The organism is Streptomyces axinellae (genome assembly GCF_039532135.1).
In the GTDB taxonomy this organism is placed as follows: Bacteria; Actinomycetota; Actinomycetes; order Streptomycetales; family Streptomycetaceae; genus Streptomyces; species Streptomyces axinellae.
The window spans coordinates 1-15745 of sequence record NZ_BAAARJ010000028.1 but is presented as its reverse complement, the minus strand read 5'-3'; the positions used below and the strand labels follow the sequence as shown (position 1 = coordinate 15745).

At 72.8% G+C, this 15745-nt stretch carries 14 protein-coding genes; 4 read left to right on the top strand and 10 right to left on the bottom strand.

Annotated elements, in window-relative coordinates; translation table 11 throughout:
• Positions 1 to 68: 68 nt before the first annotated feature.
• Together ABD339_RS30325 and ABD339_RS30320 are read right to left on the bottom strand one after the other, a co-directional pair.
• The gene (locus ABD339_RS30325; protein WP_425576146.1) at positions 69 to 728 is read right to left on the bottom strand and encodes a response regulator; all 660 of its coding nucleotides are present in this window, start codon (positions 726 to 728) and stop codon (positions 69 to 71) included.
• On the bottom strand, positions 725 to 2254 hold the full coding sequence (locus ABD339_RS30320) for a sensor histidine kinase (protein ID WP_344570363.1): 1530 nt from the start codon (positions 2252 to 2254) through the stop codon (positions 725 to 727). Before ABD339_RS30320 ends, ABD339_RS30325 begins: the two co-directional genes overlap by 4 nt.
• A gap of 164 nt (positions 2255 to 2418) precedes the next feature.
• On the opposite strand from ABD339_RS30320, the gene ABD339_RS30315 reads away from it, so the two are divergent.
• Positions 2419 to 4653: an FtsX-like permease family protein gene (locus ABD339_RS30315; RefSeq protein WP_344570362.1), complete on the top strand. Its 2235-nt coding sequence runs from the start codon at positions 2419 to 2421 to the stop codon at positions 4651 to 4653.
• Positions 4654 to 4709: 56 nt separating this feature from the next.
• Here the strand turns inward: ABD339_RS30315 and ABD339_RS30310 are convergent, their stop codons facing one another.
• Positions 4710 to 5921, bottom strand: a complete 1212-nt coding sequence (locus tag ABD339_RS30310) for a pyridoxal phosphate-dependent aminotransferase (RefSeq protein WP_344570361.1) — start codon at positions 5919 to 5921, stop codon at positions 4710 to 4712.
• Between the two features lie 91 nt (positions 5922 to 6012).
• Between ABD339_RS30310 and ABD339_RS30305 the strand changes: the two genes are divergently transcribed.
• The gene (locus tag ABD339_RS30305) at positions 6013 to 6735 is read left to right on the top strand and encodes a winged helix-turn-helix transcriptional regulator (protein WP_344570360.1); all 723 of its coding nucleotides are present in this window, start codon (positions 6013 to 6015) and stop codon (positions 6733 to 6735) included.
• A gap of 116 nt (positions 6736 to 6851) precedes the next feature.
• A complete protein-coding gene (locus tag ABD339_RS30300) occupies positions 6852 to 7070 on the top strand; it encodes a hypothetical protein (RefSeq protein ID WP_344570359.1) in 219 nt (72 codons plus the stop codon).
• 461 nt (positions 7071 to 7531) lie between these two features.
• On the opposite strand, the gene ABD339_RS30295 is transcribed toward ABD339_RS30300, so the two are convergent.
• The 5 genes from ABD339_RS30295 to ABD339_RS30275 all read right to left on the bottom strand — a co-directional run bounded on the left by ABD339_RS30295 (position 7532) and on the right by ABD339_RS30275 (position 13825).
• A complete protein-coding gene (locus ABD339_RS30295; RefSeq protein WP_344570358.1) occupies positions 7532 to 8410 on the bottom strand; it encodes a helix-turn-helix domain-containing protein in 879 nt (292 codons plus the stop codon).
• Positions 8411 to 8611: 201 nt separating this feature from the next.
• A complete protein-coding gene (locus ABD339_RS30290) occupies positions 8612 to 9634 on the bottom strand; it encodes an aldehyde dehydrogenase family protein (protein ID WP_344570357.1) in 1023 nt (340 codons plus the stop codon).
• Positions 9627 to 11090, bottom strand: a complete 1464-nt coding sequence (locus ABD339_RS30285) for an aldehyde dehydrogenase family protein (protein WP_344570356.1) — start codon at positions 11088 to 11090, stop codon at positions 9627 to 9629. The genes ABD339_RS30290 and ABD339_RS30285 overlap by 8 nt, the downstream gene beginning before the upstream one ends.
• Before the next feature lie 2 nt (positions 11091 to 11092).
• Positions 11093 to 12070: a deoxyribose-phosphate aldolase gene (deoC, locus tag ABD339_RS30280; RefSeq protein ID WP_344570403.1), complete on the bottom strand. Its 978-nt coding sequence runs from the start codon at positions 12068 to 12070 to the stop codon at positions 11093 to 11095.
• 381 nt (positions 12071 to 12451) lie between these two features.
• Positions 12452 to 13825 carry an FAD-dependent oxidoreductase gene (locus ABD339_RS30275; RefSeq protein ID WP_344570355.1) on the bottom strand — a complete coding sequence of 458 codons (1374 nt, stop codon included), beginning with the start codon at positions 13823 to 13825 and terminating at the stop codon, positions 12452 to 12454.
• A 228-nt stretch (positions 13826 to 14053) separates the two neighbouring features.
• Between ABD339_RS30275 and ABD339_RS30270 the strand changes: the two genes are divergently transcribed.
• Positions 14054 to 14956 (top strand): PH domain-containing protein, encoded by a 903-nt coding sequence (locus ABD339_RS30270; protein WP_344570354.1) that lies wholly within the window; start codon positions 14054 to 14056, stop codon positions 14954 to 14956.
• Here ABD339_RS30270 and ABD339_RS30265 read toward each other — a convergent pair.
• Entirely contained in the window at positions 14950 to 15147 is a 198-nt protein-coding gene (locus ABD339_RS30265) for an SDR family oxidoreductase (RefSeq protein WP_425576145.1), read from the bottom strand. The genes ABD339_RS30270 and ABD339_RS30265 overlap by 7 nt on opposite strands.
• 182 nt (positions 15148 to 15329) lie before the next feature.
• Positions 15330 to 15482 carry a DUF397 domain-containing protein gene (locus ABD339_RS30260; RefSeq protein WP_344570352.1) on the bottom strand — a complete coding sequence of 51 codons (153 nt, stop codon included), beginning with the start codon at positions 15480 to 15482 and terminating at the stop codon, positions 15330 to 15332.
• Positions 15483 to 15745: the final 263 nt, after the last annotated feature.

The following is a 15745-nucleotide window of genomic DNA, read 5'->3' as shown; positions in this document are numbered from 1 at the left end:
TAATCGGTAGGCACCGTCAGGTGTGCGTCTCATTCCGCCCCACGGTGACGGTCATCGTGGGGCGGAATTCACACCGTCCCCGACTCCCAGGCCCAGGCCGCGATCTCGACGCGGTTGCGTGCGCCCAGTTTGCGCTGGGCGTTGGAGAGGTGGGTCTTGACGGTGGAGAGGGTGACGTACAGCTCGGCGGCCACCTCTTCGTTGGTGCGGCCACGGGCCACCAGGCGTACGACGTCGAGTTCGCGGGAGGTCAGCGGTTCGGCGGGGGAGCGTTCGGGGGGGCGCGTCGTGGGGGCCGACATGTGGCGCAGAAGGCGGACGGTGATGGACGGGGAGATCATGGAGCCGCCCGCCGCCGCCGCGCGTACCGCCTCGGTCAGGAGCGCGGGGGAGCCGTCCTTGAGGAGGAAGCCGCAGGCGCCGTCGCGCAGGGCGCGGTAGACGTACTCGTCGAGGTCGAACGTCGTGGCGATCAGCACGTTCAGGGGGTCTTCCGCCTCGGGGCCGGCCAGTTGGCGGGTGGCCTCCAGGCCGTCGATGCCGGGCATGCGGATGTCGAGCAGGCACACATCGGGGCGCAGCGCGCGGGCCTGTTCGACGGCGGTGAGGCCATCGGCGGCCTCGGCGACGATCTCGATGTCCGGCTGGGAGCCGAGGATCATACGGAAGGCCGCACGGACCATGTCCTGGTCGTCGGCGAGGAGCACGCGGATCGTCATGTCGGTCATCGTCGCAGCCTGTTGGGGAGGTCCTTCGGACGGCCCGTGGTCTCCCCGGATTCGGTGGTCTCCCCGGATCCCGGGGTCCGTCCGTCCCCGGTGGCGTATGTGTCCGGGTGCCCGTCGGCGTCCGCCGGGCCCGGCGCGTGCGCGTCCGTCGCCTCCGGCGCTTCCGCATCCGCCGGACCTGGCGCGTCCGGGTTCCCGCTCCCGTCCGCGTGCTCGGTGGGCGGCTCCTGGCGGGTGGTGCGTCCGGCGCGGGCCGTGCGTTTCAGGACAGAGGCGGGGAGGGGGAGTTCGGCTTCGACCTGCCAGCCGCGCCGGGCCGGGTCGCGCTCGCGGGGGCCGGTGGTGAGGGTGCCGCCGAGGGCCTGGACGCGCTCGGTGAGGCCGATCAGGCCGAAGCCGCCGCCGGTCCCTCCGCCGTCCCCGGCCTCGCCCGCGCCGGGCACGCCGCCCGGGCCCGGCACGCCACCCGCGCCGCGCCCTGGTTTCGCGGGGAGGCCGTCGTCGGTGACGGTCACACACAGGCGGCTGCGGTCCCGTGCGCTCAGCCGGACGTCCACGGTGACGGACTCGACGCCGCTGCCGTGCTTGCGGATGTTGGTGAGGGCCTCGCGCACCACCCGGTGCACGGTCGTGGTGACCTCGGGGGTGAGCGGCAGCGTGGTCAGGGCCGGATCCAGGGAGAGGGTCGCGGGGGTGCCGGTGCGGTTGGCGGCGTCGGTGAGTTCGCGCAGGGCGCCCAGGTCGGTGTCGGGGCGGGCCGCGCCGTCGGCCGGGGTGTCGCTGCGCAGTACGGAGACCATGCCGCGCATCGACTCCATCGCCTGGCCGCCCGCCTCCTCGATGCCGGCGAGCAGTATGTCCAGGTCGTCGGGGCCGGGGGCCTGGCCCTGCGCGGTGGCGTAGCGGACGGCCTTGGTCTGGGCGATCATCGCCGTGACGTGGTGGGCGACGAAGTCGTGCAGCTCGCGGGCGTGTTCGAGGCGCTGCGCCTGGAGGTCGGCCGCCCGCTGGCGGGTCCGGTAGGTGTCCAGCAGCCGCAGGTAGAGGCCGAGGACGACCGCCAGGAGGTAGGCCACGAAGAGCGCGGGCTCGACGTAGGAGACGACGTTGCTGTTCTCGGTCTCCGGCAGCCGCAGCGGCTCCAGCGCGGTCGCCAGGCCGCTCACCGCCACCAGCCCGACCGCCACGAACAGCCGCCGCTCGACGCGCACGACGCGGGTCGTGATCAGCAGCAGCGCCGCCAGCTCGGCAATGCCGAAAGTGACCTCCGGGCGGTGGGTGAGCTGCATGGTGACGACGGTGAGCGCCAGCGACCAGGCCGGCGCGAGCGCGGCGGTCCGCGCGAACCACCGGAGGGGCACCACCAGTGCCGTCACGCACAGCCCGCCGCTGATGACCGTCGCCACCGCCGTGGGCGGGTACCCGGTGGCCAGCCCCTCGGCGACGAGCAGCGCCAGGAGGGGGGCCGCCGCGAGCGGTATCAGCGCCCGCTGCCAGACCGGGCGCCGCGAGAATCCCTGAATCATGGGCCCCACGCTACGGGCGGCCCGGTGGCCCGGCCTCCGCCTTTCGGCCCAGCCGGGCGCCCGGACCCGGCGCCGGCCTGGCTCTTACGGCTGATCCGGCAGGCGCGTGCGGCGATCGAACATGAGGGCGTCCGGCTCACGTCCCTCCGTTCGAAGGCCCTCCGATGTTCCGAACCGCCTTGCGCTCGCTGCGCGCACACGCCCTACGTTTCGTCCTCTCGGGTTTCGCCGTCGTCCTCGGTGTCGCCTTCGTCTGCGGCGCGCTGCTGTACGGGGAGTCCGCGCGGGCCGACTCGGCGCAGGCCGGAGCCGACTCCCAGCCGGACGTCTCGGCGGTGGTGAGCGCGGGGTGGACCTCCGAGACCGAGGAGGCACCGAAGCTCGATGCCGGGCTGCGCCGGAAACTGGAGCGGCTGCCCGGTGTCGCGCGGGTGCGGGGCGTCGTCGAGGGGCTCACGTTCGTGGTGGGGCGGGACGGCGAACTCGTGGGCTCACTCGCCGACAGCGCGGGCGTCAACTACCAGCCGGGCGACGACGGCAGCGACCCGCGCTACGCCCTGACCTCCGGGCGCGGCCCCCGCGACGGGGGCGAGGTCGCCCTCGACCGGCGCACCGCCGAGCGGGCCGGCTACCGGGCCGGCGACCGGATCCGCGTGGTCGTACGCGGCGAGACCCGGCGAGTCCGCGTCGTGGGGACGTTCCACGCGCGGGACAGCAGGCTCTCCTCGGGTGGCAGCCTCACCGCGTTCGACCCGGCCACCGCGCTGCGCGACCTCGGACAGGGCCACGGCTACACCCAGTTCGCGCTCACCGCCGCGTCCGGCGTCTCCGACGAGGAGGTGGCGGAGCGCGCCGCCAAGGTGCTGCCCGACGGGCTGGAGGCCCTCACGCGGGACCAGGCGCTGGACAGCGGCGGCGGCGACGAGGACAAGCTGACCAACATCCTCGTGTGCTTCGCGGCCGTCGTGCTGCTGGTGGCCGCCTTCCTGGTCGCCAACACCTTCACCATGCTCGCCGCCGCCTGCGCCCGCGAGCACGCGCTGTTGCGGGTGGTCGGCGCGACGCGCCGGTACGTGCAGCGGATGGTGCTCATCCAGGCGCTGCTGGTGGGCACGGTGGCCTCGCTCGTCGGCTACGGGCTGGGGATCGGGCTCGGGGCCGCGCTGGAGGCGCTGTTCCCCGTCTCCCCGGAGGGCTCGGCGCAGGCCGGCGGCGTCGCCGCGCACGTCTTCTCGCCCACCGCCCTCAGCGCGGCGCTCGCCGTCGGTGTCGGGCTCACCGCGCTCGCCGCCTGGCTGCCGGCCCGCCGCGCCGCACGCGTCTCGCCCATGGCGGCGATGCGCACGGGCGAGCCGCCCGCGCCCGCGACGCTGCGCCGCCGCACCCTCGCCGGGTTCGCCGTCACCCTGACCGGGGCGCTGTGCGCGGCGGGCAGCGTGGACAGCGGGGACATGGAACTCGCCACCGGCGCGGGCGCCGTACTGCTGCTGGGGCTGGTGCTCCTCGCGCCGTGGTGTGCCGTCGTCCTGGCCGGGCTGCTGCGCGCTCCCCTGCGGCGGCTGGCCGGGGTGCGGGGCACGCTCGCGGTGGAGAACGCCCGGCGCAATCCCCGGCGTACGGCGGCCACGGCCTCCGCGCTGATGACCGGGCTCATGCTGATCAGCGCCGCCACGGTCGGCGTCAGCTCGCTCAGCCACATGGAGGAGCGGGACGCGGCGCGCCAGGCGACCTCCGATCTGCGGGTCAGCGCCGTCGATTTCGCCGAGATGGGCAAGGACACCGCACACCGCGTCGAGCGGCTGCCGGATGTGGCCTCCGTACGCGTCGAGCCCGGCCCGCGCGTCTCGAAGACGGAGGCCGGCCCGCCGCTCGCGGTCCTCGTGGACGCCGAACCCGGCCGGACGGCGGCGCTGCACCAGCGCATCACCCAGGAACTGGACAACCCCGCGCTCGTGGTGCAGGACCGCGCGGAGCTGGCGGAGGCGGCGGCCCGCCCCTATGAGCCGTTCTTGAACATGGCCTACGCGCTGCTGTCCGCGAGCGTGGTCGTGGGCGCGCTCGGCGTCGTCAACACGATGGCCATGTCGGTGCGTGAACGGGTACGCGAGTTCGGTCTGTTGCGCGCGATCGGCCTCGACCGGCGGGCCACCGCCAGTGTCGTCCGGCTCGAAGCCGTCCTCGTCTCCCTCCTGGGCGCCGTGCTGGGCGTGACCTCCGGCGCGGCCCTGGGCGCCGTCGCCGTCCTCGGCCAGGAGGGCGCGGAGTTGAGCTTCCCCTGGGTGCGGCTCGGCCTGTTCCTGTGCGTGGCCGCGGCCCTCGGCGTCCTCGCGGCGGTCTTCCCCGCCCGCCAGGCGTCCCGCGTCCCGGTGCTGAGCGCGGTGGGTGCGGACGCCGCGTGAGTCCGCACCTGGGGGCGCGCTCGGGGGGCGTGGGAGGGGCCGGGGGCGCGTGCCCGTTATTGCCGGTAGCCCTCCAGGAAGCGGCCGATGCGGGAGATGGCGGCGTCCAGGTCGTCCGCGTAGGGGAGGGTGAGGATGCGGAAGTGGTCGGGCTTGTGCCAGTTGAAGCCCGTGCCCTGGACGACCTGGATCTTCTCCCGCAGGAGCAGGTCGAGGACGAACTGCTCGTCGTCGTGGATCTGGTGGACGGCGGGGTCGAGCCGGGGGAAGGCGTAGAGGGCGCCCTTGGGCTTGACGCAGGAGACGCCGGGGATCTCGTTCAGCTTCTCCCACGCCTTGTCGCGCTGCTCGTGCAGCCGCCCGCCGGGCAGGACGAGTTCCTCGATCGACTGGCGCCCGCCCAGCGCGGCCTGAATGGCGTGCTGGGCGGGCGCGTTGGGGCACAGCCGCATGGAGGCGAGCATGCCCAGGCCCTCCAGGTAGTTCCCGGCGTGCTGCTGGGGGCCGGAGACCAGCAGCCAGCCGGAGCGGAATCCGGCGACGCGGTATGCCTTGGACAGGCCGCTGAAGGTGAGTACCAGCAGGTCGGGCGCGAGGGCGCCGACGTGGTGGTGCTCGGCGCCGTCGTAGAGGATCTTGTCGTAGATCTCGTCGGAGAAGACCATCAGGCCGTGGCGGCGGGCGAGGTCGAGGATGCCGTCGAGCAGCTCGCGCGGATACACCGCACCCGTGGGGTTGTTGGGGCTGATGATGACGACGGCCTTGGTGCGGGAGGTGATCTTCGCGGCCATGTCGTCCAGGTCGGGCAGCCAGTCGGCCTGCTCGTCGCACACATAGTGCACGGCCTTTCCGCCGGCCATCGTCGTCACGGCCGTCCACAGGGGGAAGTCGGGTGCGGGGATGAGGATTTCGTCCCCGTCCTCGACGAGGGCCTGGACGGCCATGGCGACCAGCTCGGAGACGCCGTTGCCCAGGAACACATCGTCCACCCCGGCCTCGGGGAAGCCGCGCTGCTGGTAGTGCTGGGCGACGGCGCGGCGGGCGGAGAGGATGCCGCGCGACTCGGTGTAGCCGTGCGCCTGGGGGAGCATGCGGATCACGTCCTGGAGGATCTCCTCCGGTGCGTCGAAGCCGAAGAGCGCGGGATTGCCGGTGTTCAGCCGCAGCACGCTGTGCCCGGCCTCCTCCAGCGCGTCCGCCTGCTCGATCACCGGCCCCCGGATCTCGTAGCAGACCTCGCTGAGCTTGCTCGACTGCCGGAACTCCATGCTGTCCCACTCTCCTGACGGCCCCAGTGTGCGTACTTGGTTCTACCAAGTGACCACTTGGAAAGTCCAACTCTTTGTCTACACTGGCGCCATGCCGAGCCAAGCGAGCCGATCCCGCCGCAGCTACGACCAGTTCTGTGCCATCGCCCGCGCCCTCGACTCCATAGGAGACCGCTGGGCCCTGCTCATCGTCCGCGAACTGCTCGCCGGACCGCGCCGCTACACCGACCTGCACGCCGATCTGCCCGGCGTCAGCACCGACGTGCTCGCCTCCCGGCTCAGACAACTGGAGAGCGAGGGCCTGGCCGACCGCCGCCGCCAGCCCCGGCCCGCCGCCGGATACGTCTACGAACTGACGCCCCGGGGCCGCGCGCTGCTGCCCGTCCTGAACGCGCTCGCCGCGTGGGGCGGCCCCGCGCTGGGCAAGCCGCGCACCACCGACGCCGTGCGCGCGCACTGGTGGGCGGTGCCCCTGCGCGAGGAACTGCGCCGCGCGGCCGGGCCCGAGGCGGCGGGGGGCACAGTGGTGGACGTCGTACTCCCCGAAGGCGCCTTCCATCTGCGGCTCGGGGACGGGGAAGAGGGGGGCGGTCCGGGCGGCTGCCCGGCGGGCGGCGGGAAGGACCCCGAGCACAGGGGCGGCGTCTACGGGGAGGGCCGGGCGCCCGAGCGGGCCGACGCCGAGGTGGTGCTCGACTCGGCCGCCTGCACCCGCCTCGCGGAAGGGACGGGAACGCTCGGCGACGAGATCCGCGCCGGGGCCGTGCGCGTCACGGGCGAGAGCCCGCTCGCCGCCCGGCTGCTGCGGAGCTGAGGGGAGGGCGCGGGCTGCCTCGGTACGACCGGGTACATCGACCCTGCTCATGCCCGTGGCTACCCCGGGCCGAGCAATAGCGGGAGGCCCGCCCCTGACGGAAGGGATGACTACTGATGAGCGCACAGCCCGTACACGCCCACGAGCCGGCCCCGGTGCCGCGCAACGCCGAGGGTATTGGTGCCGCGCTGTCAGGCGAGCGGCGCATGGGGTTCTACCGCGAGCTGCAGGCGGCTTCGCCCGAGGACGCCGAGGCGGTCCTGCGCCGCTGGTGGTGCGAGGCCACTCTGGACGCCGACCAGGACAGGGGAGACCGGCTCGCCAGGCCGCGCTGAACGGCACACTGCCCACCCACAGCATCACCGAGGCCATCGAGGTCCGCCGCGCGTCGGGTCGCCCGTCGAGTGACCCGCAGGGCGAGGAGAGCGAGGGCTGGCCCTGCGTCCTTTCCGGCGAAGTCGATGAACTGCTGAGGGACCTGTCCTTGCCCGCCGAGGTGTTCGGAGCGCTCGTCGCGGCCACCGTAGAGATCAACGAGACCAAGGCATGGTCCAGGGCAGCACCGCCTCCGCCCGGTGGCCGCAGCAGCTGCGCATGCCGCTAGGGTCCCGCCTCTCATTACGGGCCGGCCGCCCGTCGAGTTCAACTTGGCCGCGCCGGCGTCACCGGAACATCAACGGGCGGCCGTCGGCACCACGGCGGCACCGGCCCCGCGCCTCGTCTGCCTCGTCTGCCTCGTCTGCGCGAAGCGGCCTCCACGGGCGGGCGGGACCGGCAGGTCACCGAAGCGTGGGCCTCACAGGATGTAGAGCAGGTGCTGTACCAGCCGGTAGGAGCTGGTGGCGTGCAGCAAGGTGGAGTCGAGCGGGTCGAAGGCGGCCATGCTCAGGCGGGTGAACGTCGCCGCGAACTCCTCCACATGCGCGGGGTCCGAGATGAACGCGGAGGTCACCGGCTGTTCCACGTAGACGGTGCACAGCGAGTCCGCCCGGCCCGCCAGGATGGTGAAGGGCGCGCCGGGCGTCGCGGGCGGCATCTCCGAGCGGAACGGCAGCAGTTGGATGGTGAACTGCGGCAACTGGGAGATCTCCACCAGGTACTCCAGCTGCGCCCGGCGGATCTTGCGGCTGACGAAGTGCATATGGAACGCCGCCTCGTGGATCACCGCGTGATAGCGGGGCGGCGGATCCGCGAACAGCACTTCCTGACGACGCAGCCGGAACTCCGCGAACCGCGCCCCCTCCTCGGACGGGACGGCGGGTTCGGTGTGGGTGAACAGGGCGGCGACGTAGTCACGGGTCTGGAGCAGCCCCGGCACGAGCATCCACTGGAAGGAACGGTGCGCGGTGGCGCTCCACTCCAGCTCCGCCAGATCCCACAGCCGCCCCTTGGACAGCTCGCGGTACTCGCTCCACCAGCCACGGCCCGAAGCGGCCGACATGTCCACCAGCGTCTCGATCAAGGTGGTGTCGGTGCACCCGTACAAATCCAGCAGGGCCCGCAGGCGCGTCGCGGAGCACGCGGTACGGCCCGCTTCGATATGGCTCAGATGGGGCTTGTGCATTCCCGCGTGGCGGCAGGCCGCCTCCCTGCTGACGCCGCTCTCCTCGCGGATCCGGCGGAGTTCCTGGCCTAGCCGCTTCTGTCGCTGGCTCGGGTTCGCTCGCAGTCCCATGGAGCAACTTCCGCCACGGCGGGCGGGGGCGCGCCAGGAAATCCCGTACGAACCACTCGATGGTGTGGCCGCGCGCCCCACCGCCCGCTGGGGCCCCGCCCCCCTGCCGACCGCTGCCGGTCCGCCGGGGCGCGCGCCACCCCTCGCGACGAGGCCCCGCTCGGGCGCCGGTCTCGCTGCGATGCTCCGCTCAGGCCCCGCTCAGGCGCCGATCGGGTGCCAGACCGTCTTGGTCTCCAGGAAGGCCAGCAGCCGCCGCGTACCGGGGTCCGCCGTCCAGTCGGCGGGGGCGGACGCAGCCGCGGGCCCGGGCCCGGGCCGCAGTACCCGTTTGAGATTGTCGGCCGCCGCGACTTCGAGCTCCCGCGCCAGCTCCGCGTCCCCCGCCGCCCCGGCCAGGTCGAGCGCGTTCACGTCCTGGTGCGCGGCGAGCGGGCGGGCCAGCTCGGCGGTGTCGCCGGACAGGATGTTCACCACGCCGCCCGGCAGGTCGGAGGTGGCCAGCACCTCGGCCAGCGACAGCGCGGGCAGCGGCGCCTGGGACGAGGCGACGAGCACCGCCGTGTTGCCGGTGACGATCGCCGGGGCGAGTACGGAGACCAGCCCCAGCAGCGACGCGGCGGCACCGCGCGGGGCGAGCAGCGCGACCACGCCCGTCGGCTCGGGCGTGGACAGGTTGAAGAACGGGCCCGCCACCGGGTTGGCGCCGCCCGCGACCTGCGCCACCTTGTCCGACCAGCCCGCGTACCACACCCACCGGTCGATGGCCGCGTCCGTCTGCGCGAGGGCCTTGTTCCGCGAGATCCCCTCCGCCGAGGCGACCTCGGCGGCGAACTGCTCGCGCCGCCCCTCCAGCATCTCCGCGATCCGGTAGAGGATCTGCCCCCGGTTGTAGGCGGTCGCGCCCGACCAGCCCCCGAACGCCTTACGGGCCGCGACCACCGCGTCCCGCGCGTCCTTGCGCGAGGCGAGCGGCGCGTTGGCCAGCCACCGGTCCTGTGCGTCGGTCACCTCATACACCCTGCCGCTCTCGGACCGGGGGAACTTGCCCCCGACGTACAGCTTGTAGGTCTTCAGCACACCCAGGCGCCCGGCCCTCCCGGACTGCCCCGGCCGCTCCGTCCCCTCCGACTGCCCCGGCTTCGCTGACTTCTCAGACCCCGTTGACTTTTCAGGCCGCGCTGACTTCTCAGACCGCTCGGACTTCTCGGACCGCTCAGACATCGAGGTACGCCTCCAGACCGTGCCGGCCGCCCTCGCGCCCGAAGCCGGACTCCTTGTAGCCGCCGAAGGGTGAGGCGGGGTCGAACTTGTTGAACGTGTTGGCCCACACGACCCCGGCCCGCAGCTGGTTCGCCATCTTCAGGATGCGCGACCCCTTCTCCGTCCAGATCCCGGCCGAGAGCCCGTAGGGCGTGTTGTTGGCCTTCGCGACCGCCTCGTCCGGCGTACGGAAGGTGAGCACCGACAGCACCGGGCCGAAGATCTCCTCGCGGGCGATACGGTGCGCCTGCGTGACGCCCGTGAAGAGCGTGGGCGCGAACCAGTAGCCCTCGCCGGGCAGTTCGCACGCGGGCGACCAGCGCGCCGCGCCCTCGCGCTCGCCCGCGTCGGCCAGTTCGGTGATGCGGGCCAGCTGCTCGGCGGAGTTGATCGCGCCGACGTCGGTGTTCTTGTCGAGCGGATCGCCCACCCGCAGCGTGGCCAGCCGCCGCTTGAGCGCGTCCAGCACCTCCTCGTGCACCGACTCCTGGACGAGCAGCCGCGAGCCGGCGCAGCACACCTGGCCCTGGTTGAAGAAGATCCCGTTGACGATGCCCTCGACGGCCTGGTCGAGCGGGGCGTCCTCGAAGACGATGTTGGCGCCCTTGCCGCCGAGTTCGAGGGTGAGCCGCTTGTCCGTACCGGCCACCGTACGGGCGATCTCCTTGCCCACCGCCGTCGAGCCCGTGAATGCCACCTTGTCCACGCCGGGGTGCCCCACCAGCGCCGCGCCCGTCGAGCCGTCCCCCGTGACGATGTTGACGACGCCCCTGGGCAGCCCCGCCTGCCGGCAGATGTCGGCGAAGAACAGAGCCGAGAGCGGCGTCGTCTCGGCGGGCTTGAGCACCACCGTGTTGCCCGTGGCCAGCGCCGGGGCGATCTTCCAGGCCAGCATCATCAGCGGGAAGTTCCACGGGATGACCTGCGCGGCCACCCCCAGCGGACGCGGGGCCTCTTCGCTCGCGCCGGTCACCGGGCTCCGCCCGAGGGCGGCGTGGGCGAGCTTGTCCGCCCACCCCGCGTAGTAGAAGAAGTGCGCCGCCACCAGCGGCAGATCCGCATCCCGGGTCTCCCGGATCGGCTTGCCGTTGTCCAGCGTCTCCAGCACCGCCAGCTCCCGTGAGCGCTCCTGGACGATGCGGGCGATCCGGAACAGGTACTTCGCCCGCTCGGCGCCCGGCAGCGCCGACCACGGCCCGAACGCCGCACGGGCCGCGCGCACCGCCGCGTCCACATCGTCCGCGTCCGCCTGCGCGACCTCGCTCAGCACCTCCTCGGTGGCGGGCGCCAGGGTCTTGAAGACCTTGCCGGCCGCGGCCTCGCGGAACTCCCCGTCGATGAACAGCCCGTAGGACGGCGCGATGTCCACGACGGCACGCGACTCGGGCGCTGGCGCGTACTCGAACAGCTTCGTCATGCTCAGTCCACCGTCACGTAGTCGGGGCCGGAATAGCGGCCGGTCGTGAGCTTCTGCCGCTGCATCAGCAGGTCGTTGAGGAGACTGGAGGCGCCGAAGCGGAACCAGTCGGGGCTGAGCCAGTCGTCGCCCAGCGTCTCGTTCACCATCACCAGGTACTTCACCGCGTCCTTGGCGGTACGGATCCCGCCGGCCGGTTTGACCCCCACCTGCCGTCCGGTCGCGGCCCGGAAGTCGCGGACCGCCTCCATCATCAACAGCGTGTTCGGGGGAGTGGCGTTGACGGCGACCTTGCCGGTGGAGGTCTTGATGAAGTCGGCCCCCGCGAGCATCGCCAGCCACGAGGCGCGGCGGATGTTGTCGTAGGTGGACAGCTCACCGTTCTCGAAGATCACCTTGAGATGCGCGGCCTCCCCGCCGGGCCGCCCGCAGGCTTCCCTGACGGCCTGGATCTCCTCGAACACCTGGAGATACCGCCCCGAGAGGAAGGCCCCCCGGTCGATCACCATGTCGATCTCGTCGGCCCCGGCGGCGACGGCCTCCCGGGTGTCGGCCAGCTTGACGGAGAGCGCGGCGCGCCCGGAGGGGAACGCGGTGGCGACGGACGCCACGTTGACCTCGGCGGCCCCCGCCTCGGCCAGCGCCCGCTTGGCGGTGGCCGCCATGTCGGAGTACACGCAGACGGCCGCGACCCGCGGCACCGACCGGTCACCCGGATCCGGCCGCGCCCCCTTCGCACACAGCGCCCGCACCTTGCCCGGGGTGTCGGCCCCCTCCAAAGTGGTCAGATCGATCATCGAGATCGCGAGGTCGATCGCGTACGCCTTCGCTGTCGTCTTGATGGAACGGGTCCCCAACCCGGCGGCCCGAGCCTCCAGGCCGACCGCGTCGACTCCGGGGAGCCCGTGGAGATAGCGGCGGAGAGCGGCATCGGAGGTCGCCACGTCGGAAAGACCACGACCGGCCGCATCGGTAGGCATGCTCACCAGGGCACCATATCTACGCGCGTAGCCGATGTCACCCCCAGGAGTACCGCGCAGCCCACCGCGCACCATCCTCTTGGCGGCGCCGTCGTGGCCGTCCCGCCTCGGGAGAGCCCGCCCCTGTCCTGTCCTGTCCTGTCCTGTCCTGCCCGGCCCAGCGGCGGCCGTCCTCGCACAACAAGCCCCCGGCCCCCGGCAGTTCCGGGGCCTCCCACGCGCGCGAGGGGCCGTCGGCAGGAGACCCCCGACCGCCCGCACGGGCAGAGAGAGCACAGGGCTCGGCCGTGGTCGCCGTGGCTGCTGTGGCCAGATCGGCCGATGGGCGAATACGGCGAGGGCCGTCAGTGGCCGTCAACAGCCACCGGGCCCCCTCGGCGGTCAGGAACGCACCGCGCCCTGGCCCCGCACCGCCCACGCCGCCCGCAGCACCGTCCCCGGCCGGAGCAGGGTGCTCGCGGGGGCCAGCATGTGCGTCACTTCCATCAGGCGCAGGTTTGTCACCGGGTCGGTCACCGAGGCCCGGAGGATGACGTCGCTGATACGGGAAGCGACGGCGAAACCCCGGGGGCGTGGCTCCATGACGTGCGGCATCTTCAGGTCGTTGAGGGCCGAGGTCTGCCACGCGTCGTCCACGACCGCCCGCGCCCGCCGGAAGTACGGCCAGGCCGGCTCGTGCGGTGACGGGCGGGTGGCGAGGTGGGCCGCGAGGCATGCGGCGTGCATCGCGGCGGAGGACATGCCCTGGCCGTAGACGGGGTTGAAGGAGGCCAGGGCGTCGCCTACCGCGACGAGTCCGGCGGGGAAGCGGTCCAGCCGGTGGAAGTCGCGGCGCCGGTTGTCCGGGTGCCGGTACAGGAACGGCTCCCCGATCGGTTCGCCGTCCTCGGCCAGTTCGTGGAACGGCGCCGCCGGGTCCTGCTGGCAGCGGAGCTTGAACTCCGCCGAGGTCCGGCCGGGGCGGTCGTCCGCGTATCCGGCGACCAGGGCGATCCACCGGTCCTCGCCCTCGACCCGGCCCAGAGTGCTCAGCCGTATGCGCCCGTCGGGAAGGGTCGTCAAGGACTGTGCGACGGTGACGCCGCTCGCCTCCGGGGGGCGGCGGAAGAGCGCGGTGGCGTAGCCGAGATCCACGCTCATGCGCCTCAGCCCGGGCTCCGGCCAGCCGCCCTCGCTCAGCCAGGCCCCGATCCGGCTGCCCCGGCCGGTCGCATCGACCACCAGGTCGGCGGCGAGCACGTCCTCGTCGCACGAGCTGCCTCCGGCCGGATCCCGGCTCTCGCCGGGGCCCGAGCAGCGCACTCCGCTCACCCGGTCGCCGGTGAACACGAGCCCGTGCGCGCCGCCGCTGACGGGGCGCACGTTGCCGAGCGCCCACACCCGGCGGCGCAGGTGCGCCTCCAGGAAGGGCCGGGTGGCGCTGATGACCTCCATGCCGTCCACCAGCACCTTGCACCGGCCCTCCAGGAACCCGTGCACCCCCTCCCCCGTATCCGCGCGGGCGGCGCCGCCCGCGACGAGTTCGGCGGCGAAGCCGGGGAACAGGTGGTCGATCTGCCGGCGGCCCCCGTCCAGCAGCGCGTGCATCTGGGTGCCCTGGGGCACGCCCTGCCGGGGCTCGTAGCGGTGGATGGCGTCGGGGGACATCGCGGCCTCGTCACGTTCGAGGAGTACGACGTCATCGGCGTGGTCACTGAGCACCCGGGCGGCCAGTAATCCCGCGATGCTCCCTCCGATGACAACGGCCCTGCGCATGCGCACCTCCGGTTCGTGGCCCCGGTTCTCGGCTCCGGTTCCCGGGTCCGCTTCCTGCTCCGTTTCATGACCCGGTGCACGGCCATCCGGCGGTCGGCCGTGCGGGAACCCGGACCGTCCACTTATGGATCACCACCGGATGTCCGCCGCATACCTGCCTCCGCATCTGGCCGCATCGATGCGGTACCGCAACGTCCGTCATCCGGACGGTCCGGCACAATCGGTCGCATGACGAGCGAGCACGAGCGCGGCAGCGGCGAGGACCGGACGGCCGAGGGAGCGGACGGGGCCGCCGAGGCTGCTGGGTCCGCCGAAGCCGCCGGGACCGAAGGGAACGCGCCCGCCGCCGAGCCGATCGGCCAGCGCGCCGGGCACGACGGACCCGAGGCGCGCGACGGTCACCAGACGCGCGACGCGCTCGACGGGCATGACGGGCATGACGGGCGCGGCAGTCATGACAGAGGCGAGGGGCGCGACGGCGCGGACGAGCCGCGCTTCGCCGACCGGGTCTTCCGCTCGCCCGCCGGCATGGCGGGCGGCGTGGTGCTGCTCGCGCTCGGGGTCTGGCTCGTCACCGACGCCGTGATCGGCGGCGCGGGCCGCACCCCCTGGCTCGCGCTCGCCGGACTGCTGTTCGCCGCGCCGCTCGTCGTGGCGTTCACCCTGCGGCCCGCCGTGTTCGCGGGCGAGCACCGGCTGCGGGTGCGCAACCCGTTCCGCACGATCGAGATCCCGTGGGGCACCGTCGAGACGATCCGCGCCGGGTACTCCAGCGAAGTGGTCGCGGACGGTGCGAAGTACCAGATGTGGGCCATCCCCGTCTCGCTGCGCGCCCGTAAGAAGGCGACCCGGCACAACGAGCGGGTGGCCGCGGGCAAGTCCCCGACGGCGGGCCCCGGCGGGCTCTTCGGCGGCCGTCAGATGCCGAACGTCGCCGTGGGCGAATCGGAGCTGACGGAGAAGCGGGCCGCCTCGGACCAGGCGATCGCCGAGATCCGCGATCTTGCCGAGACGCACGGGACGAAGGAGGCGGCCCAGGGCTCGGTGGCCGTCCGCTGGTCGTTCGAGGTCCTCGTTCCCGTGCTCGCCGGAGCGGTTCTGCTGGCCATCCTCTTCGCCACCCGTCAGTAGGCGAGTGCCCCGATGCCGCCGTCCACAAGCAGCACGGTGCCGGCGGCGCGGGCGGACTCGTCCGAGCCGAGGTGGACCGCTGCCTTCGCCATCTCGGTGGCGCTCCCCAGGCGGTGGAGTGGCACGGTGCGGCGAAGTTCCTCGCCGCTGACCCTTCTTGGCGACCCCCAGGTGCTGACGAGACGAAACACGCAGGTCAACCGGGCCGTTAGGCTGCCAACCCGTCTTGGCTACCCCTCGACACCGGGGACAGAACCGGAAGGCAAGCGCGCGGGCCACACACTTCGGTGACGTGTGGTGCTGCTCCGTGCGCCTCCATGACAGCGGCCCCCGCCGTGTGGCGAGGGCCGGTCGGTCGGGGGCCTCTACGGACTCAGGCGGGGAACTCTCCGCCCCTGACGGCGCCGACGAAGGAAGACCAAGCGGCCGTCTCGAAGATGAGCGCAGGGCCGCGCGAGTCTTCGGAATCACGGACCGGAACGCCACCGGGATACCGCGTCTGACACCTTCGCACAACCGCCCGCATTGTTCTCGCTGCAGCTAGCTAGGCGAAAGGAGGAGGGGCAAGGCACGCTGCTCGGCTTCGCTGCCCTCACAGAATGACTGACCGGCTGGGGCGTGTAGCAGAGCGCTTACGGAACACCTAGTCTGCTCCGTCCCTAGCTTGATCTTTAACCTGTGCGCCGTGGGCGAGGGGTGGTTGATGTCTTCTTCTTCCGTTTCGCAGTGTCCGTTTTGCGGACTGTGTGGACGTCGTGGCGTGGGGTGGGGCGGGTGTTCTTGCGGCCT